General features: G+C 73.2%; 19 protein-coding genes and 1 pseudogene. 9 read left to right on the top strand and 11 right to left on the bottom strand.

Annotation, left to right across the window (positions count from 1 at the left end; genetic code table 11):
* Positions 1-13 precede the first annotated feature (13 nt).
* The 8 genes from lgt to ACGF3A_RS19450 all read left to right on the top strand — a co-directional run bounded on the left by lgt (position 14) and on the right by ACGF3A_RS19450 (position 8,494).
* A complete protein-coding gene (lgt, locus tag ACGF3A_RS19485; protein ID WP_393731376.1) occupies positions 14-1,015 on the top strand; it encodes a prolipoprotein diacylglyceryl transferase in 1,002 nt (333 codons plus the stop codon).
* A 60-nt stretch (positions 1,016-1,075) separates the two neighbouring features.
* The gene (locus ACGF3A_RS19480) at positions 1,076-4,075 is read left to right on the top strand and encodes a Na+/H+ antiporter subunit A (protein ID WP_393731896.1); all 3,000 of its coding nucleotides are present in this window, start codon (positions 1,076-1,078) and stop codon (positions 4,073-4,075) included.
* A complete protein-coding gene (locus ACGF3A_RS19475) occupies positions 4,072-4,584 on the top strand; it encodes a Na(+)/H(+) antiporter subunit C (protein WP_393731374.1) in 513 nt (170 codons plus the stop codon). The genes ACGF3A_RS19480 and ACGF3A_RS19475 overlap by 4 nt, the downstream gene beginning before the upstream one ends.
* 154 nt (positions 4,585-4,738) lie before the next feature.
* The gene (locus ACGF3A_RS19470) at positions 4,739-6,424 is read left to right on the top strand and encodes a Na+/H+ antiporter subunit D (RefSeq protein ID WP_393731895.1); all 1,686 of its coding nucleotides are present in this window, start codon (positions 4,739-4,741) and stop codon (positions 6,422-6,424) included.
* Positions 6,421-7,005: a Na+/H+ antiporter subunit E gene (locus ACGF3A_RS19465; protein ID WP_393731372.1), complete on the top strand. Its 585-nt coding sequence runs from the start codon at positions 6,421-6,423 to the stop codon at positions 7,003-7,005. The genes ACGF3A_RS19470 and ACGF3A_RS19465 overlap by 4 nt, the downstream gene beginning before the upstream one ends.
* The gene (locus tag ACGF3A_RS19460) at positions 6,996-7,295 is read left to right on the top strand and encodes a monovalent cation/H+ antiporter complex subunit F (RefSeq protein WP_393731370.1); all 300 of its coding nucleotides are present in this window, start codon (positions 6,996-6,998) and stop codon (positions 7,293-7,295) included. Before ACGF3A_RS19465 ends, ACGF3A_RS19460 begins: the two co-directional genes overlap by 10 nt.
* On the top strand, positions 7,292-7,666 hold the full coding sequence (gene mnhG, locus ACGF3A_RS19455) for a monovalent cation/H(+) antiporter subunit G (RefSeq protein WP_393731368.1): 375 nt from the start codon (positions 7,292-7,294) through the stop codon (positions 7,664-7,666). The genes ACGF3A_RS19460 and mnhG overlap by 4 nt, the downstream gene beginning before the upstream one ends.
* A gap of 87 nt (positions 7,667-7,753) precedes the next feature.
* A complete protein-coding gene (locus ACGF3A_RS19450; RefSeq protein ID WP_393731366.1) occupies positions 7,754-8,494 on the top strand; it encodes a VIT1/CCC1 transporter family protein in 741 nt (246 codons plus the stop codon).
* Between the two features lie 433 nt (positions 8,495-8,927).
* Here ACGF3A_RS19450 and ACGF3A_RS19445 read toward each other — a convergent pair whose 3' ends face one another.
* The 11 genes and pseudogenes from ACGF3A_RS19445 to ACGF3A_RS19395 form a co-directional block, all read right to left on the bottom strand.
* The gene (locus ACGF3A_RS19445) at positions 8,928-9,770 is read right to left on the bottom strand and encodes an HpcH/HpaI aldolase/citrate lyase family protein (RefSeq protein WP_393731364.1); all 843 of its coding nucleotides are present in this window, start codon (positions 9,768-9,770) and stop codon (positions 8,928-8,930) included.
* Positions 9,767-10,984 (bottom strand): CaiB/BaiF CoA transferase family protein, encoded by a 1,218-nt coding sequence (locus ACGF3A_RS19440; protein ID WP_393731362.1) that lies wholly within the window; start codon positions 10,982-10,984, stop codon positions 9,767-9,769. Before ACGF3A_RS19440 ends, ACGF3A_RS19445 begins: the two co-directional genes overlap by 4 nt.
* Complete coding sequence (locus ACGF3A_RS19435; protein WP_393731894.1) at positions 10,981-11,856, bottom strand: ribokinase; 876 nt, start codon at positions 11,854-11,856, stop codon at positions 10,981-10,983. The genes ACGF3A_RS19440 and ACGF3A_RS19435 overlap by 4 nt, the downstream gene beginning before the upstream one ends.
* 63 nt (positions 11,857-11,919) lie before the next feature.
* Positions 11,920-13,284 (bottom strand): annotated as a pseudogene (locus ACGF3A_RS19430) (ADP-ribosylglycohydrolase family protein); the annotation flags it as partial.
* A gap of 366 nt (positions 13,285-13,650) precedes the next feature.
* Complete coding sequence (locus tag ACGF3A_RS19425) at positions 13,651-14,805, bottom strand: ADP-ribosylglycohydrolase family protein (RefSeq protein WP_393731360.1); 1,155 nt, start codon at positions 14,803-14,805, stop codon at positions 13,651-13,653.
* On the bottom strand, positions 14,802-15,995 hold the full coding sequence (locus tag ACGF3A_RS19420; protein WP_393731358.1) for an ADP-ribosylglycohydrolase family protein: 1,194 nt from the start codon (positions 15,993-15,995) through the stop codon (positions 14,802-14,804). The genes ACGF3A_RS19425 and ACGF3A_RS19420 overlap by 4 nt, the downstream gene beginning before the upstream one ends.
* Complete coding sequence (locus ACGF3A_RS19415; protein ID WP_393731356.1) at positions 15,992-17,005, bottom strand: ADP-ribosylglycohydrolase family protein; 1,014 nt, start codon at positions 17,003-17,005, stop codon at positions 15,992-15,994. Before ACGF3A_RS19415 ends, ACGF3A_RS19420 begins: the two co-directional genes overlap by 4 nt.
* A gap of 14 nt (positions 17,006-17,019) precedes the next feature.
* Positions 17,020-18,348, bottom strand: a complete 1,329-nt coding sequence (locus tag ACGF3A_RS19410; RefSeq protein ID WP_393731354.1) for an ABC transporter substrate-binding protein — start codon at positions 18,346-18,348, stop codon at positions 17,020-17,022.
* Positions 18,348-19,193, bottom strand: coding sequence for a carbohydrate ABC transporter permease (locus ACGF3A_RS19405; RefSeq protein WP_393731351.1), 846 nt, complete (start codon positions 19,191-19,193; stop codon positions 18,348-18,350). The genes ACGF3A_RS19410 and ACGF3A_RS19405 overlap by 1 nt, the downstream gene beginning before the upstream one ends.
* A complete protein-coding gene (locus tag ACGF3A_RS19400) occupies positions 19,190-20,065 on the bottom strand; it encodes a carbohydrate ABC transporter permease (protein WP_393731893.1) in 876 nt (291 codons plus the stop codon). The genes ACGF3A_RS19405 and ACGF3A_RS19400 overlap by 4 nt, the downstream gene beginning before the upstream one ends.
* An 89-nt stretch (positions 20,066-20,154) precedes the next feature.
* Positions 20,155-21,198: a LacI family DNA-binding transcriptional regulator gene (locus ACGF3A_RS19395; RefSeq protein ID WP_393731349.1), complete on the bottom strand. Its 1,044-nt coding sequence runs from the start codon at positions 21,196-21,198 to the stop codon at positions 20,155-20,157.
* 360 nt (positions 21,199-21,558) lie between these two features.
* Here ACGF3A_RS19395 and ACGF3A_RS19390 point away from each other — a divergent pair, with 360 nt between their 5' ends.
* The gene (locus ACGF3A_RS19390; RefSeq protein WP_393731347.1) at positions 21,559-22,758 is read left to right on the top strand and encodes a cytochrome P450; all 1,200 of its coding nucleotides are present in this window, start codon (positions 21,559-21,561) and stop codon (positions 22,756-22,758) included.

The raw sequence follows: 22,758 nt of genomic DNA, 5'->3' as shown, positions 1-22,758 counted from the left end.
CGTCGGGGGCGCCATGGAGACCCTTGCCTTTATCCCCAGTCCCTCGGCCGGTGAGATTCACCTCGGGCCGCTTCCGTTGCGCGGCTACGCGCTGTGCATCATCCTCGGCGTCTTCGTCGCGGTGTGGCTCGGCGGGCGGCGGTGGGTCGCCCGGGGCGGACGCCCCGGCACGGTCGCCGACATCGCCGTGTGGGCCGTGCCGTTCGGCCTGATCGGCGGCAGGCTCTACCACGTCATCACCGACTATCAGCTCTACTTCGGTGACGGGCGCAACTGGGTGGACGCCTTCCGTATCTGGGACGGCGGTCTCGGCATCTGGGGCGCCATCGCGCTCGGCGCGGTCGGTGCCTGGATCGGCTGCCGCCGCCGCGGCATCCCGCTGCCCGCCTACGCGGACGCGGTCGCGCCCGGCATCGTCCTCGCCCAGGCGCTGGGCCGCTGGGGCAACTGGTTCAACCAGGAGCTGTACGGCAAGGCCACCGACCTGCCCTGGGCGCTGAAGATCGACCAGGACCACCGCCCCGTCGACACGCCCGACCTGGCCACGTACCACCCGACGTTCCTCTACGAGTCGCTGTGGTGCGTCGGCGTCGCGCTGCTGGTGATCTGGGCGGACCGCCGCTTCAAGCTCGGGCACGGACGCGCGTTCGCGCTCTACGTCGCCGGGTACACCGTGGGCCGGTTCTGGACCGAGTACCTGCGCGTGGACGACGCGCACCACGTGCTCGGCATGCGGCTCAACAACTGGACGGCGATCGTCGTCTTCGCCGCCGCCGTGGCCTACATCGTGATCTCCGCGAAGCGCCGCCCCGGCCGGGAAGAGGTCGTCGAGCCCGGCGCGGCGGAGGAACGTGCCGCCGAGGAGGCGAAGTCCTCCGACGGTGACGGCGACGGCGACGGCGCCAAGGACGAGCCCGAGGCCAAGAGCGAGCCCGACGCCAAGAGCGAGCCCGAGGCCGAGAAGGCCGATGCCGGGGACGGTGGCGACAAGGCCAAGGACGGCTCCACCTCGTAGCTTCGGCGGCTCCCGCAACGCCTGCCCGGATTGTGCCGTTTCGTGTGCAATTCTCGGGAGGTGCTGTGGCTGATCCTCCTTCACCTCGGCGCCGCCTGCGCGGCGGTGCCGCTGGTGCGGTGGCTCGGCACTCGCGCGTTCCTCCTGCTCGCGCTCGTGCCGGGCGCCGCCGCCGTGTGGGCCGCCGCGCACCACGACGAGGTCGCCGACGGGCACACGCTCGTCTCCGAGTGGCACTGGATCCCCGGACTGGGGGTCGGCGTCGCGCTCCGCTGCGACGCGCTCGCGCTGCTGATGGTGCTCATCGCGGGCGGCGTCGGCGCGCTCGTGATGGTCTACTGCGCCGGGTACTTCCGGCGGGACGAGCCCCGCGTCGGCGCCTTCGCCGGGACGCTCACCGCGTTCGCCGGGGCCATGCTCGGGCTGGTCCTCGCCGACGACCTGATCGTGCTCTACGTGATGTGGGAGCTGACCTCGGTCTTCTCCTTCCTCCTCATCGGGCACACGCCCGAGCGCAGGAAGAACCGCCGCGCCGCCCTGCAGGCCCTGCTCGTCACCACGCTCGGCGGGCTCGTGATGCTCGTCGGCTTCCTGATGCTGGGGCACGCCGCGGGCACGTACCGCCTCTCGCGGATCGTCGCCGACCCGCCCGCCGCCGGGCCGCTGCTCTCGACCGCGCTCGTGTGCGTCCTGGTGGGGGCGCTGACGAAGTCCGCGGTGTGGCCGTTCAGCTTCTGGCTGCCGGGCGCCATGGCCGCGCCGACGCCGGTCTCCGCGTATCTGCACGCCGCCGCGATGGTCAAGGCGGGGATCTATCTCGTCGCGCGGCTCGCGCCCGCGTTCGCGCACGTCGTGCCCTGGCGGGGGACGGTGCTGGTGCTGGGCGCGGTGACGATGCTGCTCGGCGGGTGGCGGGCGCTGCGCGAGACCGATCTGAAGCGGCTGCTCGCGTTCGGCACGGTCAGCCAGCTCGGCTTCCTCACCCTGCTCGTGGGCGACGGCACCCGGGACGCGGCGCTGGCCGGGGCCGTGATGATCCTCGCGCACGCGCTCTTCAAGGCCCCGCTCTTCCTCACCGTCGGGATCATCGACCACGCCACCGGTACGCGGGAGCTGGACCGGCTCTCCGGGCTGGGGCGCCGGATGCCGTGGGTGTGCGCCGTCGCGGTGCTCGCCGGGGCCTCCATGGCGGGGCTGCCGCCGCTGCTCGGCTTCGCCGCCAAGGAGGCCGCCGCGCAGGCGCTGGCCGAGGGCGACACGGCCGAGGCGTGGGCGCTGGGGGCCGTCGTCCTCGGCTCCGGGCTCACGTTCGCGTACACGCTGCGGTTCCTGTGGGGCGCCTTCGGCCGTAAGCCCGGCGTGGAGCCCCTCACCCCCGCCCGTACCGGGCCCGCGCTCTTCGTGCCGCCCGCCGTCTGCGCGCTGTGCGGGCTGCTGCTGGGGCCCGCCGTGCTCTGGCTCGACCCGCTGCTCGCGCGGTACGCGCGCACGTTCCCCGACCCCGGCGGCGAGCCCTTCCACCTCGCGCTCTGGCACGGCTTCGGGCCCGCGCTCGGGCTCTCCGCGCTCGCCTGGGCCCTGGGCCTCCTGATCTTCCTCGCCGGGCGGCCCCTCGCCCGGCTCGGCGACCGGATCGCGCAGTTCGACGGCGACGTGGTCTTCGCGCACGCCCTGTGGGGCCTGGAGCGGCTCTCGCTGCAGAGCACCGGCATGGTCCAGCGCGGCTCGCTGCCCGTTTACCTGGGGACCGCGCTGGCCGTCCTCGTCGGCTTCGAGGGCGTGGCGCTCGCCGCCGACCAGCCCTGGCAGCACATCGGGGAGCCGCGCTGGTTCGACTCCGTCCCGCAGCTGGCCGTGGCCGTGGGCGTCTGCGCCGTCGCCGTGCTCTGCGTGCTGGCGGACCAGCGCATGAAGGCCGCCATCCTCGCCGGGATCACCGGCTACGGCACGGGCGTGCTCTACGTCCTGCACGGGGCGCCCGACCTCGCGCTGACCCAGTTCGCCGTCGAGACGGTCTCGCTGATCGTCTTCGTGCTCGTCCTGCGGCGGCTCCCGGCCCGTTTCCCCGCCGGGCAGCGCACCTGGCGCGTACGCCGCGTCACCCAGCTCGTGTTCGCCGTCGCCGCCGGAGGGCTCGTCGCCGGGCTCACGTATCTGGCCGCCGCCGCGCGGCTCGCGCCGCCCGCCGGGCACGAGCTGCCGACCGCGACCGCGCACGAGGGCGTCAAGAACGTCGTCGCCACCACCCTCGTCGACCTGCGCGCCTGGGACACGATGGGGGAGTCCGCGGTCCTCGCCGTCGCCGCCATCGGCGTCACCAGCCTCGTCTATCTGCGCCGCCGCGCCCGCGCCGCCGTCGCGCTGCCCGTCCCCGGGGCCGGCCCCGGCACCGGGACGCACACGGGCGGCACCGGGCGGGGCGGCGGCGCGAGCGCCGCGACGCCGCCCGGACGGCTCGACGCGTGGAAGCTGACCGGACGCCCCGTCACCCTGCCGCCGCGCGGCGGCGGTTCGCCGGTCGCTCCCCGCCGTACGTGGCTCGCGGCGAGCTCCAGCCTGGCGCCCGAGGGACGTTCGGTGATGTTCGAGGTGATGGCCCGGCTGGTCTTCCACCCCATCGTCGTCCTCTCCCTCTACCTCCTCTTCTGCGCCGAGAACCTGCCCGGCGGCGGCTTCACCGCAGGTCTCGTCGCCGGGCTCGCGCTCGCCGTCCGCTACCTCGCGGGCGGGCGCCACGAACTCGCCGCCGCCGCGCCCGTCGACGCGGGCTTCCTGCTCGGCCTCGGGCTGCTGATCCTCACCGGTACGGGCCTCGCCGGGCTCTTCCTCGGCGGCAGCGTCCTCGCGTCCGGCTCCGTGCACGCCGAACTCCCCGTCCTCGGGGAGGTCCACGCGGCCAGCGCCGTCCTCTTCGACACCGGCGTCTACCTGCTCGTCCTCGGCGTCGTCCTCGACGTGCTGCGCAGCCTCGGCTCCGAGATCGACCGCCGTATCGAACGGGAACGGGCGCGGGCCGCCGACGAACGGCAGCGGGGCGGGCAGCGGGGCGGCGCCTCATGACCGAGACCCTCGTCCTCGTGGTCACCGGCGGTGTCCTCTTCGCCGCCGGTACGGCGCTGCTGCTCGCCCGCCCCCTCACCCGCATCCTGCTCGGCGCCGTCCTCGTCGGGAACGGCGTCAACCTGCTGATGCTCGCCACCAGCGGCGCGGCGGGCGAGGCGCCGCTGCTCTACCCCGGCTCGGACGTGACGCGGATGGCGGACCCGCTGCCCGAGGCGTTCGTCCTCACCGCGATCGTCATCACGCTCGCGCTCACCTCGTTCCTCGTGACCATGGCGTACCGCTCCTGGCAGCTCTCCGGCAGCGACGACGTGCAGGACGACACCGAGGACATCCGCGTCGTACGCCGTGCCGAGTACGCGGAGGAGCGCGCCGCGGCGCCGCCCCGCGCCCGGCGGCGCGAGATGCGCCGCACGTTCCGGGCCCGGCAGGCCAGGGCCGAGGAGACCGCCGAGGAGAGCGCAGGGGAGGACGACCCATGGCAGACGATCCTGGGCCGGGACGAATGAGTACGGGGCCCCGTCAGGGGCGCGGGGAACTGCGCGAGCGACCACGACGCACCCGCGGTCTGCGACGCACGTCGAGGGGCACCCCGTGCACAGCCCTCGGACAGAGGCCGGACTCATGAGCGGCGGGGCACAGCCGGTCGAGGCCGCATCCGTCGTGTCGGCGCTCGTGCCGCTGCCGGTGGTCCTGCCGCTCTGCGCAGCGGGGCTGAAGCTGGTCATCGGCATGCGCCTGGAGCGCGTGCAGCGCTTCATCAGCGCCGCCGTGCTCATCGCCGTGCTCGCGATCTCGCTCGTGCTGCTCGTCGCCGCCGACCGGCACGGGCCGCAGGTGATGTACGCGGGCGGCTGGGCCCCGCCCGTCGGGATCGTGCTGGTCGCCGACCGGCTCTCCGCGCTGATGCTGGTCGTCTCCTCGGCCGTGACCCTGTGCGTGCTGATCTACTCGTTCGGCCAGGGCATGGCCGACAACGACGAGGCGACGCCGCTCTCGGTCTTCCACCCCTCCTACCTCATGCTGGTCGCCGGGGTGGCGGACACGTTCCTGGCGGGCGACCTGTTCAACCTCTACGTCGGCTTCGAGATCATGCTGACGGCGAGCTACGTGCTGCTCACCCTCGGCGGCACGATCGCGCGGATCCGCGCCGGGGCGACGTACGCGATCGTCTCGCTGCTCTCCTCCGTGCTCTTCATGGCCGCGGTCGCGATGGTCTACGCGGCGGCGGGCACCGTGACCATGGCCGAACTCCCCTCCCGGCTCGACGCGCTGCCCGAGGGGATCAAGACCGTCATCCAGATCGCGCTGCTGACCGTCTTCGGCATCAAGGCGGCCGTCTTCCCGCTCGCGGCCTGGCTGCCGGACTCGTACCCGACCGCGCCCGCGCCCGTGACGGCCGTGTTCGCGGGACTCCTCACCAAGGTCGGCGTCTACGCGATACTCCGCACGCAGACCCTCCTCTTCCCCGGCGACCGGCTGGAGGAGGCGCTGATGCTCGTGGCGCTGCTCTCGCTCACCGTCGGCATCATGGGCGCCGTCGCGCAGACGGACCTCAAGCGGCTGCTCTCGTTCACCCTCGTCAGCCACATGGGCTACATGGTCTTCGGCATCGCCCTCGACTCCCCGGGCGGCATCTCCGGGGCGGTCTTCTACGTGGCGCACCACATCACCGTGCAGACCACCCTCTTCCTCGTCGCCGGGCTCGTGGAACGCCGCAGCGGCAGCACCGACCTGCAGAGCGTGGGCGGCCTCGCGACGCTCTCCCCGCTCCTCGCCGTCCTCTTCTTCATCCCCGCGATGAACCTCTCGGGCATCCCGCCGCTCTCCGGCTTCCTCGGCAAGCTCGGGCTGCTGCGGGCCGGGGTCGAGGACGGCGGCGCGATGGCGTACGTCCTGGTCGCGGCCGGGACGGCGACGAGCCTGCTGACGCTGTACGCGATGGCGAAGGCCTGGAACCTGGCGTTCTGGCGGGCGCCGACGCCGGAGATGTGCGCGGAGGGCACGGTGCTGGACACGGCGGAGCCGGACAACGACTCCGACTCCGATTCCGGTTCCGACACGGGTACGGATTCGTCCGGCTCGGACTCCGGCTCCGGCTCCGGTTCCGACTCCGGGGTCGATCCGGCGGGGGTGCCCGCGGGGACCGTGCGCGTGGCCACGTTCGGCGGGCAGGCGATCACCACCACGCGCACCCTGCCCGGCACCATGGCGGGCGCGACCATCGCGCTGGTGCTGTTCGGGCTCGCGTTCACCGTGCTGGCCGGACCCCTGTTCGGGCTCACCGGCCGCGCCGCCGAGGAACTCCTCGCCCGTACGCCCTACGTGGAGGCGGTGATGGGCAGGTGACGGCCCCTCAGCGGCTGCCCGACGCGAGCAGACTGCGCGCCACGCAGTGGCCGATGATCCTCGGGCTGACCGTGCTGTGGGTGCTGCTCTGGGGCACGGTCTCGGTCGCCAACGTGCTGTCGGGCGTGCTCGTCGGCGTACTCGTCGTCTTCGTCTTCCCGCTGCCGCCCATCGAGAAGCAGGCGCGGCTGCACCCGGTGGGCGTCCTGCGCTTCGCGCTGCGCTTCATCGGCGACATGGTCGTGTCGAGCTGGCGCCTCAACAAGTCCATCCTCGCGCCGGGCCCGCCCAGCTGCGCCGTCCTGGGCGTACGGATGCGCTGCCCCGGCGATCTCATGCTCACCGTCACGGCGGTCGCCGTCTCCGCCGTGCCCGGCAGCACCGTGCTGGAGCTGGACCGCCGCGCGGGAACGCTCTACCTGCACGTGCTGGGCGCGGGCAGCCAGGCCGAACGCGACCGCGCGCGGCGCGAGGTGCTGCGCCTGGAGGCCCGCGTCGTACGGGCCTTCGGCACGCCCGCCGACGTCGCCGCGATCGACGCGTCGGAGACCGCCGAGGAGGTGTTCGGGCCGTGGGCGTGACGATCGCGGTCATCGTCGGACTGCTGCTGGCCTCCGGCGCGATGGTGACGCTGCGGCTGGTACGGGGACCGTCGACGCTGGACCGGGCCGTGGCGCTGGACGCGCTCGTGTCGGTGGCCATGGCGGGCATCGGTGTGCAGACGGCGGTGCAGCGCAACGCGTACTACCTGCCGGTGCTGCTGGTGCTCTCCTTCCTCGGCTTCACCGGCTCGGTCGGCGTCGCCCGGTTCATGGCGCTGCGGGACGAGGCGGGCGAGGAGTCGGCGGACGAGGAGGGCGCGGGCACATGAGCATGGCCATGGACTGGACGCGGGTGGCGGATCTGGCCGGGGTCGTCTGCATGCTGGGCGGGGCACTGATGTGCCTGCTCGCGGGGATCGGGCTGACGCGGCTGCCGGACGTGCTGACGCGGATGCACGCGGCGGCCAAGCCGCAGTCCTTCGGGCTGCTGCTGGTGCTCCTCGGCGCCGGGCTCTGGCTGCGCAGCGTGATCGACCTGGGCACGCTGCTCCTCGTCGGCCTCTTCCAGCTGCTGACGACACCGGTCGCCGCGCACATGGTCGGGCGGGCCGCGTACCGGACGGGGCGGGTCGACAAGGAGCATCTCGTCGTGGACGACCTTGGAACGGCCCTTGAGGAAAAGCGCAGGTCAGAGAGGTAAGTACGGCCTTCCTTGCTGGCGCGGACCCCTGGATCGCGCATATCTTCGAGTGTGTCAGCGAAGCTCGTGAAGGGAGCGCGACCGGCCATGTCCGATGCCGGGGTCTCAGATCCGACCCAGTCCACCCACGTCGCCCACCGTGACAACCACACGCACCGTGACGTCAACGGCGGCTGGCTGCGCCCCGCCGTCTTCGGCGCCATGGACGGGCTCGTCTCCAACCTCGGACTGATGACCGGCGTCGCGGGCAGCTCCGCCTCCTCCCAGACGATCGTGATCTCGGGCCTCGCCGGGCTCGCGGCGGGCGCGTTCTCGATGGCGGCGGGCGAGTACACGTCCGTGGCCTCGCAGCGGGAGCTGGTGCAGGCCGAGCTGGAGGTCGAGCGGCGCGAGCTGCGCCGCAGCCCTCGCGAGGAGGTCCGTGAGCTGGCCGCGCTCTACGAGTCGCGGGGCGTCGAGCCGGAGCTGGCGCTGGAGGTCGCCAAGCAGTTGCACCGGGATCCGGAGCAGGCCTTGGAGATACACGCGAGAGAGGAACTGGGCATCGACCCCGGCGACCTGCCCTCGCCCACGGTCGCCGCCGTCTCCTCGTTCCTCTCCTTCTCGGTCGGCGCGGTGCTCCCCGTACTGCCGTATTTGTTCGGGGCCTCGGCACTCTGGCCCGCCGTTCTGCTGGCGCTGGTGGGGCTGTTCGTGTGCGGGGCGGTTGTCGCTCGGGTGACGGCGAAGAGCTGGTGGTTCAGCGGCCTCCGCCAGCTGGCCCTCGGCGGCGCGGCGGCGGCCGTCACGTATGGCCTGGGCACCTTGTTCGGCGTCGCCGTCGGGTAAGGGCCTGGGCAGAGGCTGCCCCGCACGGTGCTTCGCAGCCTGCGCCTGCGCCGTGGCTTGCCGCGCAGTTCCCCGCGCCCCTGACGGGGCACGACTGCTCCTCCCTCCCACTGCGCTTGGGAAGTCTGCGCAAGGCGCAGGGTTGGCAAGCGCAGCCCCCACGCCGGGTGCTCCGGTGAAAGAGCCGGGTTCGGGGTGCCCCGGGCTGTGCTTCGCGGGGTGCGAGTGCGTCGTGGCTTGTCGCGCAGTTCCCCGCGCCCCTGAACGGGCACGCCCCGAGGTGTTGTGACCGGTCGCGCCCGCGCGGCGGAGCCGCATATCGAACACAGCCCCGCGCCCCTGAACGGGCAAGCCCCGACGTGTCGTGACCGTCGCGCCCACGCGGCGGAGCCGCAAAATAGGCACAGCCCCTCGCGCCCCTGGGGAGAAGGGGCTAGCCCCTACGTGCGGTGGGGCCCGCCAGGGATAGGGTGCGGCGGGCTCCTGCTACTACCGCCGCGTCTACGAAACGGCCGTCCGGCAAGGCGAGGGCGCCCGCGTCCGACTGCGCCGCGTGGATGACCTGTTCCGCCGCTTCCACCTCCGCCGCCGTGGGGCGGTAGGCGGCCTCGATCACCGGGAGCTGGCGGGGGTGGATCGCGGTCCGGCCCAGGAAGCCCAGGGCGCGGCCCTCCGCGCAGGACGTCGCGAGTCCCGCGAGGTCCCGGACGTCCGGGTAGACCGACTGCGGGGGCGGGGCCAGACCAGCCGCGCGGGCCGCGACGACCGTACGGCCGCGGGCGTACGCCAGGCCCGGGCCCTCCACCACGCCCAGGTCCGCGCGGAGGTCGGCCTCGCCCAAAGCGATGCCGTGCGGCGTGGGAGGGCCGGTCGCGATCTCGTACGCCCGTTCCACACCCAGGGCGTTCTCCAGGAGCGCGTAGAGGGGCGGGGGTGTGCTGTTCGTCCAGGCCACCACCCGCGCCAGGTCCGCCGGGCCCGTCACCTTGGGGAGGCGGAGGCCCGTCAGGCCGGGGAGTCCCGCGAGGGCGCGGACGTCCTGCTCGGACAGGGGGCCGTCCAGCGCGTTGATCCGTACGTGGACCGGTACGGGCCCCGGTGCCGGGTCCGCGAGGAGTTCGGCCGTCGCGGCCCGCGCGTACGCCTTCCGCGCGGGCGCCACCGCGTCCTCCAGGTCGACGAGGACCACGTCGGCCCCCGAGCGCAGGGCCTTCGTGACGACCTCGGGGCGGTCGCCCGGTACGTACAGCCAGGTCAGGGGGGTCCCGGTGCTCATAGCGCGCCCTCCTCCCGCAGTGCGGCGATCTCGGCCTGGGTCAGGCCCAGGCCGGTCAGCACCTCGTCCGTGTCGGCGCCGTGCGCGCGGCCCGCCCATTTGATCGCGCCGGGTGTCTCGGAGAGCCGGAAGAGGACGTTCTGCATCTTCACGGTGCCCAGGTCCTCGTCCTCGACCTCGGTGATCGAACCCAGCGCGCGGTACTGCTCGTTCTCCATCACGTCCCGCACGTCGAAGACCGGCGCGACCGCCGCCTGCGCTTCCTCGAAGGCGCGGACGACCTCCGCCTCGTCGTGCCGGGCGATCCAGCCGCCGACCGCCTCGTCCAGCTCCTCCGCGTGCGCGGCGCGGCCCGCGCCCGTCGCGAACCACGGCTCGTCGAGGAACTCCGGGCGCCCCACCAGCCGCATCACGCGCTCGGCTATGGACTGCGCCGACGTCGAGACGGCCAGCCAGCGGCCGTCGGCCGTGCGGTAGGTGTTGCGGGGCGCGTTGTTCGCCGAGCGGTTGCCGGTGCGGGGCTGGACGTAGCCGAGCTGGTCGTACCAGATCGGCTGCGGGCCCAGCACCGTCAGCATCGGCTCGATGATCGCCATGTCGACGACCTGGCCCCGGCCGCCGTTGCGGTCGCGGCCCGCGAGCGCCGTCATCACCGCGTACGCCGTCGAGAGCGCCGCGATCGAGTCCGCGAGGCCGAACGGCGGCAGCGTCGGCGGCCCGTCCGGCTCGCCCGTGACCGCCGCGAAGCCGCTCATCGCCTCGGCGAGCGTGCCGAAGCCGGGGCGGCGCGCGTACGGCCCGGTCTGCCCGAAGCCGGTCACGCGCGCGAGCACCAGCCCCGGGTTGGCCTCCGACAGCTCCTCCCAGCCCAGGCCCCACTTCTCCAGGGTGCCGGGCCGGAAGTTCTCGATGACGACGTCCGATTCGGCCACCAGTTTCAGCAGCACGTCGCGGCCGCCGGGGGCGGACAGGTCGAGGGTGACGGTGCGCTTGTTGCGGCCCAGCAGCTTCCACCACAGGCCGACGCCGTCCTTGCTGGGCCCGTGGCCCCGGGACGGGTCGGGCTTGCGGGGGTGCTCGACCTTGATCACCTCGGCGCCGAAGTCGCCGAGCAGCGTGGCGGCGAGGGGACCGGCGAAGAGGGTCGCGAGGTCGAGGACGCGGAGTCCCTGGAGGGGCGGCGGGGCGGTGTCGTTCATGGCGCGGTCGTTCATGGCGCGGTGGTCCTTTGCCTGCTGAGGGTGGTGATCTCTGCGCGGGTGGGCATCGAGGAGGAGGCGCCGGGGCGTTGCACGGCGAGCGCGGAGGCGGCCGAGGCCCAGGCCAGCGCCTCCGGCATCGCGACGCCCTCCGCGTACGCGGTGCACAGCGCGCCGACGAAGGTGTCCCCGGCGGCGGTCGTGTCCACCGCCTCGACCTCGTACGCCGGTACGGTCACGGGCGCCCGGCCCCGCGCCGCGTACAGGCAGCCGCGCGCGCCGAGGGTGATCACGACCTCGGGCACGCGGGCGAGCAGCGCGTCCGCCGCCGCGTGCGGGTCCCGCTCGCCGGTGAGGGCGGCGGCCTCGTGCTCGTTCGGCACCAACAGGTCGATCGTGTCGAGGAGTTCGGGCGGGAGCGGCTGCGTGGGCGCGGGGGTGAGGACGGTACGGGTGCCGTGCGCGCGGGCGGCGCGGGCCGCCGCGACCACGCCCTGCATGGGCGTCTCCAACTGGAGGAGCAGGGCGTCGGCGCGGGCGATCCGCTCTTCGTCGTCGGCCGCGAGCCCGGTGACGGTGGCGTTCGCGCCGGGGACGACGATGATCGAGTTCGCGCCCTTGCCGTCCACGGTGATGTGCGCGATGCCGCTCGCGCCCTCCGCCGTACGGAGCCCGCCGGTGTCCACGCCGGACTCGTCCAGCGCGGCACGCATCTCCTGGCCGAACTCGTCGTCGCCGACCGCGCCGATCATGTGCGTGACGCCGCCCGCGCGGGCCGCCGCCACGGCCTGGTTGGCGCCCTTGCCGCCGGGGACGGTGCGGAACGCGGTTCCGGTCACGGTCTCGCCGAGCGCGGGTGCCGTGGGGACGGTCGCCACCAGGTCCATGTTGGCGCTGCCGAAGACGGCGAGGACGGCGCGTCGTTCGCTCGTTCCCTGCGCCAACGCGGCGGTACGTGCGGCGAGTTCGTCGAAGCCGATGCCGTCCAGGCCGCCGACCGTGGTGGCGAGGCGGTTGCGGAGGGGCTCGGTCCAGCGGGCGGGGAGCGCGTCGGGCGACCCCGCCAGCAGGCCCGCGAGGGAGCCCGCCGTCGCGCCGTTCGAGTCGGTGTCCAGGCCGCCGGAGACCGTACGGCAGATGGACGCGGTGAAGTCGCCGTCCGCGTGGGTGAGGGCTGCGGCGAGGAGGGCGGCGTTCGGGAGGACGTGCACCCAGTGGTGGTCGCGGTAGGCGTCATGGATCCGGTCCACGGCGTCGTCGAAGTCGGCGGACGCGCGGGCGGCCTCGATGCCCGTACGGACGGCCTGCGCGTAGCGGGACCCGGGCGGTACGACCGCGAGTCCCGCGGCGAGGCAGGCGTGCACGTCCGTGCCCGTGCCCGTGCCCGGGCCCTGGCCCGCGGCGTGCGCGAGGGCCGCGGCGGCGAACATCGCGCCGTACACGCCGTTCGCCGTGTGCGTCAGCACCGCGTCCCGCCACGCCGCCTCCGCGGCGGCCCCCGGGTCGCCCGGGTGGGTCCAGCCGAACACGTCGGCGCGGATCTGCGCCCCGATCCACTCGCGGAACGGGTTGCGGCGGGTGGCGGTCTGTGGCGGCTCGATCCCGTCCAGCAGATTGCGGTACGCGACGCGCTCGGCGGTGAACGTACGGCCTGCCGGAAGCTCGTCCAGCCACAGCTTCGCGACGTCGGCGGTGGTGAAGGCGTGCCCGTGCCGTTCGAGGAGGAGGAGATTGAGGAGGGGGTAGTTGAGGTCGTCGTCCTCGGGCATCCCGTCGATGTTCTCGGCGAGGGAGGTGGGCGCGGAGCGGCGGTTCCACGGGTGCGCGGCCTTTGTCGCCGGGTCGATTCCGCGCTCCGTGAACCAGTCGTCGAGCGGCCAGTTTCCGGTGGCGCGGGCGAGGGCCCGGATGCCGTCGAGGGTGACCTTCTCCACGGGCTTCCCGAGCAGGCACCCCGCCGCTCTGCCGAGCCATGCCGAGTGCAGCCGTTCTCTGAGCCCGGGGGCGACTGCTGCGGGCGTCGGCCATTCCGGGCACGCGGCCCGGATCGCGTCCAGCGCTGTGGGTTCGCCGAGCGGCGAAGTGCGCTGGCCGAGTTCGTCGAGCAGGGTCTCTGCGAGGGCACGGAGTTCGGGGCTCGGTGGTGTGGAGGAGGCCCCGGCCCTGCTTGGCGCCGGCTGCCCCCCGGCGCTAAACCACCGCTCCCGTACGTCTTCGACGTCCCGCCCATCCTGCACAGCCTGAGCCAACTCATGCCCGACGAGATCCTCGGGCTGCACCCAGGTAAGCCGCATGGTCTTCCGCTCAGTGCTCATGAGGGGCTCCCTTCAGGGGCGCGGGGCTCCGTCGATGTGCGGCTCCGCCGCGTGGGCGCGCCCGGTCCAAGACGACAGAGCTTGCCCCTCCAGGGGCGCGGGGAACTGCGCGACCAGCCACGGCGCAGCCGCAGCCCGCGATGCACGTGGCGGGGCAGTCTCTGCTCGGCCCTGTGGCACGCGCACCCGGCGTGGTGGGCTGCGCTTGCCAGCCCTGCGCCTTGCGCAGACCTCCCAAGCGCAGTGGGGCGAAGTGGACGTGCCCCGTGAGGGGCGCGGGGAACTGCGCGGGCGGCCACGGCGTAGCCGCAGCCCGCGACGCACAGTACGGGGCAGGCTCTTCTCGGGGCTCAAGGGGCGGCGGCATCACCTCGTACCCCCCAGTTCCGCGAAGGCGGACTCGTGGGTGCGGCGGCGGGTGAGGTCGCGGGTGAAGACCTCGCGGGTGACCGCCGAGAGGGCGGCGGCCGGACCGGTGAGGTCGAGGCGGCTGGCCCGGGAGACCTCCTCGGACCATTCCGGCGGTACCGACGACGCTCCGCGGAGCGCGCCCACGATCGCCCCGCTCATCGTGGCGATGGAGTCGCAGTCACGCCCGTAGTTGACGGAGCCGAGGACCGTGTGCCGGTAGTCGGCGCCGCCGATGAGCAGCATGCCGAGCGCTATCGGCAGCTCCTCGATCGCGTGGAGGCGGGACGGGCGCCGGGCGCCCAGGGAGGGGTTGCGGTAGTCGGGGCCGACCGTGTCGAAGGGGGCGACGGCCTCCCGTAGGGGACGGAGCGCCGGTTCGAAGTCCGTGTAGCGGGACGCCACTTCGGCTACCGCCTCGATCGCCGCCCGCGTGCCGTCCTTCGCCAGCTCCAGGGCGGTCTCGACCACCGACGACGGCGTCGCCCCGGGGCGGTACGCCTCCGCGACCGCCGCCGCGAAGACTCCGGCCGCCTCCCGCCCGTACGAGGACTGGTGCGGTGCCGCCACGTCCAGCGCCTCCGCGTACGCCGCGCCGGGGTTGCCCGCGTTGACCGCGCCGACCGGCGCCATGTACATCGCGGCGCCGCAGTTGACGATGTTGCCGCTGCCCGCCTCGCGCGGGTCCACATGGCCGTAGTGCAACCTCGCCACCAGCCATTTCTCCGCGAGGAAGATGCGCTGCAAAGGCAAGGCCTCCGCCTCCAGTTCCGGGATCCAGCGCGGGGTGCCGATGAGGTCGGGGACCAGGTGTTCGGCCACCGCGTACGCGTCGAGGTGGTCGCGGACCTTCTCGTAGACGCGGACCAGGGCGTGGGTCATCAAGGTGTCGTCGGTGACGTGCCCGTCGCCCTTGTGGTACGGCGCGATGGGGCGGGCCGTGCGCCACTCGTCCTTGTAGAAGGGCTCGACGATGCCCTGGACGCGTCCGCCGTGCCGTTCGGCGATGGCCTCCGGGGTCCAGCCCTCGACGGGTCCGCCGAGCGCGTCGCCGACCGCCGCGCCGACCAGGCAGCCGGCGGTGCGGTCCTCCAGGGAGAGGGGGGTGCTCATGTCTCCAGGGGTCCTTCCAGGATCAGGTGGTGGGTGGCGAGCCGGTCGGCCGTCTCGACCAGGTCGGCCCCGGCGAACTGGGGGAGGGAGCAGCCCGACAGGGCCCGGCACGCCTCGCGCCACGCGCGCGGGACCGAGGGCGCGCCGCCGAGCGCTCCGGTCAGCGCACCGGCCAGCGCGGGCGCCGAGTCGGCGACCCGCGACATGCAGGCGGCGGCCGGTACGGCCTCGCTGAGGACGCCCGCCGAGGCCGTGGCGCAGGCGAGCGCGACGGGCACGGTCTCGGCGGCGGCGATGCCGTAGCTGTAGACGTGGTCGACGATCTCGTGCTCCAGGACGGGCACGAGCGCGAACGCGTTGCCGGGCAGTCCCGGCCGGTCCGCGACGGCCGTACGGGCCAGCTCGACGGCGCGCAGCGCGTTGCGCCGGATCTCGGTGCCGTCGGGGAGCTGGGCGAGCGCCGCGGCGACGGCCTCCTCGACGGGGCCGCCCGCGAGGGCGACGGAGACGGCGGCGGCCATCGCGCGGGCGCCGTGCACCCCGTCGTCGTCCTGCGTGTAGCGCGCGTCGAACTCGGCGAGCCCGGCCGCGGCCACCGGGTCGCCGGGGTGGACGACGGCGAGCACGGCGGCGCGTACGCAGGCCGCGTCGTCGAAGTAGTGCGGGTTGTCGTGGCCGGTGGCCGGGGGCCGCAGCCCGGCGGCGAGGTTGCCGAGGCCCGCGCGGACGGAGATGCGGGCGCGGAGGGGGATCTGCGCGGACTCGATCTCCTCGGCGCGTTCGGCGGCGGCCGCGACCTCGTCGGCGAGCGCGTTCCAGGAGAGCGTGAGCGCCGCCCGTACGCGCTGGTCGGGCGTGAGGTCGCTGTGCGGCGTCCCGTCGGCCGACAGCACGGCGTGCGCGGTGAACGCCGCCCACTCCGCGTCGTCCGACGGGCCCAGGCGCAGCGGCTCGGGCGGCTGGTTGAGCGCGATCGGCACGGGGAGCGTCGTCGTCGCGTTCTGCTCGGCGAAGGTGTCCAGCTCGCGGGTCAGCCGCCGCGTCCAGTCGGGCAGCCGCGCGGCCCGGTGCCGCCCGGCGGGCCACCCGGCGGCGTCCCCCGACGCGAGCCCGAGCAGCAGCCCCTCGACGCGCCGGGGACCCTCGCCTCCCGCCGTTCCGGCGATGCTCTCGGCGAGCGTGCTGGTCATGACGCCTCCTTGGCCTCGGCGCGGTCCGCGGACAGCTGGTCGGCGATCTCGACGACGTGGCGGCCCGTCATGGAGGGGAGGCAGGTGCCGCGGGCGGGGCGGATGGCGTCGGACCAGTCCTGGGGGATCGCCCGCGCGCCGCGCAGCGCGCCCGCGAGGGCACCCGCGACGGCGGCCGTGGTGTCGGCGTCGCGGCCCATGTTGACGGCCATCAGGACGGAGTCGGTGAAGGCGCCGCACGTCGCCGTGAAGGCCCCGAACGCCAGCCCCACGGCCTCCGGCGCCAGGTCCGTCCACGGGTAGCCGCCGATGACGACGGAGGAGCGGACCTCGCGTTCGATGCCGAGCCGGGTGGCGTCGGGTCTGCGGCGGGCGCGGCGCGCGGCGGAGACGGCGCGCTGGAGGGAGCGGGACGTCCAGGAGTTCTCGGGGACCACGGACAGGGCCGCCTGGATCACCGCGTCCTGGTGTTCGCTCACCATCGCGGCGGCGACTCCCGCCGCGACCGCCTGCCCGCCGTAGATGCCCTCGCCGTCGTGGCTCACGGTCCCGTCGATGGCGACGAGGCGGGCCGCCTCGGCGGGGCGTCCCGCCGCGAAGACCCCGAACGGCGCGGCGCGCATGGCCAGTCCGTCGCTCCACGCGTGCCGGTGCTGCGCGGAGATGGGCGCGGCGAGGCCGCGCCGCAGGTTCTCCAGCGTGCCGCGCTCGCTGAACCCGGCGCCCTTGAACGCGCCCTCGTCGCGGTCGGCGATGTCCCGGTGCCAGGCCCGCTCCACGTCCTCGACGGTCAGGGCCTCGCCGTGCTCGGCGAGGAGGAGGCCGGAGAAGAGGGCGTACTCGGTGTCGTCCGTGCCCGCGGGGTCGTCGGAGACGAAGCCCTCGATGTGGCCCCAGCGTTCGCGGATCTGGGAGGGCTTCATGTTCTCCGCGGGCGCGCCCAGCGCGTCGCCGACGGCCAGCCCGAGCATGGCTCCCCGGGCTCTGTCCCTGTCGTCCCTGTGCGTCATGGTGCGGATCGTGCCTACCTCTGGTAGCGGTCGAGGATGAGTTGGCCGTCGTGGGTGAGGGAGCGGGCGAGGTCGTCGCGCGAGGTGTCGCCGTTGTAGTAGCGCTGGAAGGCGGGGGTGGCGATCTTGTCGGACCACTCCGCGTAGCCCCGTACGCCGAGGGTGGGGGAGGGGCGGAGCGTCTTCGCCGTGTCGACGCCCATGCGCCAGCCGTCCTTCGTCCGGTTGAGGGCCGGGTCCTTGAGGGCCTCGCGGCCCGTCGGGAGGATCCAGTCGCCCTTGGCGAGCTCGGCCATGTGCGCGGGCTGCGCCATGTACGCGATGAACTGGGCCGCCGCCCGCTTGTGGGAGCTCTCCTCGGCGACGGAGAGGGTCTGCGGGACGACGCCCTGCGCGTTCTGCCCCGGGCGCTCGCCGCGCGGCATCGGGAGGACCGTCCACTCGAAGCCGTCGGGCGCCTGCTGCTTGACCTGCTGGCGGAACGAGTAGTTGAGCGGCACCGTCGCGTACTTCCCGGCGAAGAAGCCGGGCAGCGCGTCGGACCCGGCCATGCCGAGCCCGCTCCTGGGGGCCGTACGGTCCTCGTTGACCTGGCGGTTGATCAGCTCGCTGACGGCGGAGTCGCGGCGGTTGAAGCGGACCTCGTTCTTCGGCCCGTCGTCCGTCCGCTCCTTGGTGAAGATCTTGCCGCCGGTCGACTGCGAGAGGTTGACGGACTGCTTGACCGGCTCCTTCATCGTCCAGACGGTCCCGAAGCGCTTGCCCTTGACCGTGAGGTCGCGGGAGAACTTCTCGAACTCGTCCCACGTCCAGGGCTTCTCGGCCGTCGGGATGCGCGCGCCGGACTTCTCCAGCAGCTTCTTGTTGGCGACGATCACCCGCGGCTCCTGGGAGAACGGCACGCCGTAGACCCGGCCGCCGTTCATCGTGACGCTGTCCCAGGTGCGCTGCGGGATGTCCTTGCGCAGCTTCCCGGGGAGCAGGCCGCGCAGGTCGGCGAGGTAGCCGCCGTAGGCGAAGTCCGTCAGGTCGCTGGCGTCGTCGTGGATGATGTCGGGCGCCTCGCCGCCCTCGAAGGAGGTGAGGAGCTGGTCGTGGACGTTGTCCCAGGAGCCCTGGACGTAGCGGACCTTGGTCCTGGGGTGGGCCTTGTTCCAGCGCGCGACGAGCCTCTTGTTGGCAGCGACGGACTCCTTCTGCCAGGCCAGGCTGTAGTAGTCGAGGGTGACGGTGCCGTCGCCGCCGCCCTCGTCCCCGCCGGAGCAGGAGGTGAGCGCGGCGAGGAGAGCGGTGGACAGCAGCACCGCGGCCGCCGTACGGACGCGGACCCGGACGCGGCGCATCAGCCCTTCACCGCCCCGGCGATCATGCCGCTGGCCAGCCGTCGCTGGAGCAGCGCGAAGAAGAGCAGGCTCGGGATCGTCGCGAGGACGGAGGCGGCGGCCAGCGGGCCCAGGTCCGCCACGCCCTCGGTGCCGATGAAGTGGGTGAGGATCACGGACATGGTCTGGTTCTCCGGGGACTTGAGCAGCACCAGGGCGAAGAAGAACTCGTTCCAGGCGGTGACGAACGAGAACATCAGCGTCGCCACCAGGCCGGGCGCGAGCAGCGGGAGGACCACGCTGCGCAGGACGCGGAATCTGCTGGCCCCGTCCATCGCCGCGGCCTCCTCCAGCGAGACGGGCACGGCCTTGACGTACCCCTGGAGCATCCAGAGCGAGAAGGGCAGGTTCCAGACGACGTACACGATGATCAGGCCCGAGAGGGAGTCGATCAGGTGGACGTTCTTGAGCAGCAGGAAGAGCGGGATGATCACCAGCACGAACGGGAACATCTGGCTGACCAGGATCCAGCCGGTGGCCGCGCTGCTCACCTTCGAGCGGAAGCGGACCAGCGCGTACGCGGCGGGCACCGCGATGGTCACCGAGATCAGCGTGGCGCTGCCCGCGACGATCAGGCTGTTGAGCGCGGAACGGGCCAGCGGCTGCGTCTCGAACGCCTCGCGGAAGTTGTCGAGCGAGGGATACTTCGGGATCCAGGTCGGATCGATGCTGCCCATTTCCTGCGGGGACTTGAACGAGGTGGAGAGCAGCCAGAGCAGGGGGAAGGCGAGGAAGACGAGGTAGCAGAGCAGGGCGAGGTACTGCCCGGTGCGCCCTGCGGCACGGGTGGCTCTCACGGCGCTCATGAGGCGTCCTCCTTCAGGCGCTTGCGCAGGAACACGGTGAGGAAGACGGCGATGACCGCGATCATCACCACGCCCATCGCGGCGGCGTAGCCGAACTGGCCGTACTTGAACGCCTCCTCGTACGCGAAGAGCATCGGCAGCCGGGTCTTGCCGCCGGGGCCGCCCTGGGTCAGCACGTAGACCAGGCCGAACGAGTTGAAGTTCCAGATGAAGTTGAGCGCCGTGATGGCGATGGCGACCGGCCGGACCGCGGGCCAGGTGACCGAGGCGAACCGGCGCCAGACACCCGCGCCGTCGAGCTGCGCGGCCTCGTTCAGCTCCTGCGGGACGTTCTGGAGCCCGGCGAGGAGGACGACGGTGGTCTGCGGCATGCCCGCCCAGACGCCGACGAGGATCACGGCGGGGAGGGCGAGGGAGAGGTTCGTCAGCCAGTCGATGTTCTCGCTGATCAGATGCAGGTCGCGCAGCGTCTTGTTGAGGATGCCCGCGTCCTGGTGGTAGACGAGCCGCCACATGATGCCGACGACGACCTCGGGCATCGCCCAGGGGACGAGCGCGAGCGTACGGGCCAGCCAGCGGAACCGGAGGTTCTGGTTGAGCAGCAGCGCCAGCCCGAGGGAGAGCAGGAGCTGCAGCGCGGTGACGCAGACCGCCCAGATGAGGCCGATGCGGAACGACTCCCAGAAGAGCGAGTCGAGGCGCAGCGTACGGAAGTTGTCGACGCCGACGAAGTCCGTGTCGACCGTCCGCCCCATCTGCGAGTCGGTGAACGCGAGGGAGATCGCGTAGAGCAGCGGCCCGGCGCTCAGCACCAGGATCGGCAGCAGCGCGGGCAGCAGCAGGAACCAGGCGCCGTGGTCGAGCCCGAGCATCCGCTTGCGCGCGGCGGGCGTACGGGGCGGGGGCGTGCCTCTGCTCCCGGCCGGCGGCGAGGAGGGCCCGGTGGGGGCCGTCGCGGCGCTCACGCGGACCTCCCCGCGGGGGAGGCCGAGGGGTCCGTGGAGCCGCGGACGACGAGGCGGGGGACCGCGGTCGTACGCCGCGCCGCGGTCGTGTCGAGGTCCGCGCCCGCGAGCCGGTCGAGCAGCATCCGCGCGGCGAGCCTGCCGCGCTCGACGGAGCCGAGGTCGACGCTGGTCAGCGGGGGCCAGGCGGCCTGCGCGAGGTCGCTGTCGTCCATCCCGGCGACGGCGATGTCCTCGGGCATCCGCAGCCCGCGCTCGTGGACGGCCTGGCTGGCGCCCAGCGCGAGCTGGTCGTTGGCGCAGAAGAAGGCGTCCAGGTCCGGGTGTACGTCCAGCAGCTGGTGGGCGGCCCGCCGTCCGGCGGCGAGGCCGAACTCGGTGGCGCGCTCGGCCTCGGGGTGGTGCGGCAGCCCGAGATCGGCGAGGGCCTTGAGGTAGCCCTGGCGGCGGTTGTGGCCTGGCACGGTGTCGAGCGGGCCGTTGATGAGCGCGATGCGGCGCCGCCCGGTCTCCGCGAGGTGCTGCACGGCGAGCCGGGCGCCCGCCACGGAGTCGGCCTGCACCGCGTCGACCTGGACGTCGCCCGGCAGCGAGCCGATGACGACGACCGGGCCGGCGGCCTGGCTCAGCACCTCGATGTGCTCGGGCGTGATGCGGATGGGACAGAGGATCAGCCCGTCGCTCGTACGGTCGCCGAGGCTGCGCACGACGGCGAGCTCGTCCTCGATCACGGCGTCGGTGGAGTGGAGCAGCAGCCGGTATCCGGCGGCGCGGGCCTCGGCCTGGATCTCGCGGACCATGGTGACGTAGACCGGGTTGCCGATGTCCTGCATGGCGAAGGTGAGCTGCTTGGTGCGGCCGCCCTTGAGGGACTGGGCCACGGCGTTGGGCACATAGCCCAGCTCGGCCGCGGCGCGCTCGACCTTGCGCACGGTGTCGGGGCGCGCCCCCACCCCGTTCAGCACCCGGGACACCGAGGCGATCGAGACGCCCGCGCGTTCCGCGATCGACACGATGGTGGGTGGTCCGCCCTCGGACATCTGGCAGCTCCTTTGCCGCTCCGGTGAGTCCGCCGTAAAGCTGTAAACCTTTACAGCACGCTGAAAGCCAAGCTGAAAACGTTTACAGATACTCTTCACAGGGCCGGGAGGTGTCAAGGGTGTTTCGAAAAATGCGTGAACTAGTGATGACTCGTGTGCGGGATGTGGCCCATGATGATCCCCAACGGACCTAGGGTGTCTTCAAGTTGACAGGAAGCGGGAAACAACCGACGTTCAGCGCCACCGGCCGCTAGGGGAGAAGCGATCGTGACCAGTCAGCCCCACGCACAGCCGCAAGGTCCGCCGCCGCAACCGCCACCCGGCTGCCCGGCCCACGGCGGCGGTGATCCCGTCCCCCTCATGGGCCCCCGGTTCCACACCGACCTCGAAGGCGTCTACCGCGACATGCGGCGCGAGCACGGCGCGGTCGTGCCCGTCGTGCTCCCGGGCGACGTGCCCGCCTGGCTGGTGATCGGCTACACGGAGATGTACCAGGTCACCACCGACTCCACGCTCTTCCCCCGCGACGTCGGCCTCTGGAACCAGTGGGAGACGCTGCCCGAGGACTGGCCGCTGCGTCCGATGGTCGGCCAGCGCATGCCGTCCGTGTACTTCACCGTCGGTGAGGAGCACCGGCGCCATCTGACCATGGTCCAGGACGCGTTGGAGCGCGTCGGCCATGTCGAGCTGCGCCGCTCCACGGAGGCGATCGCCGACCGGCTGATCGACCGGTTCTGCGGCGCGGGCGAGGCGGAGGTCATCTCCGCGTACGCCAAGCCGCTCGCCGTCCTCGCGCTCGCCCGGATGCTCGGCTTCCCGGAGGCCGACGACGCGGCGCTGATCGACTCGCTCGGCGCGATGGCCGACGGCGGCGCCGACGCGATCGGCGGCTTCGACCACGCGGTGGCCCTGATGGGCAAGCTCGTCGGGCACAAGAAGACCACGCCGGGCGCCGACGTGGTCTCGTACATGGTCACGCACCCCGAGCCGTTCACCGACCAGGAGTACACGCTCGACCTGATGGCGATCACCGCCGCCGGTTACCTGCCGACCGCCGACTGGATCGGCAACTCCGTGCGGCTCATGCTCACCGACGACCGCTTCGCCGCCTCGCTCACCGGCGGGCGGCACAGCGTGCCCGAGGCGATGAACGAGGTGCTGTGGGAGGACACCCCCACGCAGATCCTCGCCGGACGCTGGGCCGCGCGCGACACCCGGCTCGGCGGACAGTCGATCAAGGCGGGCGACATGCTGCTGCTCGGCCTCGCCGGTGCCAACGCCGACCCCGCGGCCCACAACCCGGGCGGCTCGGCGGACGGCCTGCGCAACAGCAACTTCGCCCACTTCGCCTTCAGCCACGGCGAGTTCCAGTGCCCCTTCCCGGCACAGGAGATAGCCGAGATCATCGCCCGTACGGGCATCGAGGTGCTCCTCGACCGGCTCCCCGGGCTCGACCTGGCGGTGCCCGCCGAGACCCTCGCCCGGCGGCCGTCCCCGTTCCTGCGGGGCATGACCGTCCTGCCCGTCCAGTTCGCTCCCACCCCTGCGTACGGAGGTTGA

Origin of the sequence: Streptomyces sp. NPDC048172 (assembly GCF_043202595.1) — a bacterium.
Taxonomy (GTDB): domain Bacteria; phylum Actinomycetota; class Actinomycetes; order Streptomycetales; family Streptomycetaceae; genus Streptomyces.
The sequence above is the reverse complement of the archived record's forward strand: the minus strand, read 5'-3'. Positions and strand labels throughout refer to the sequence as shown.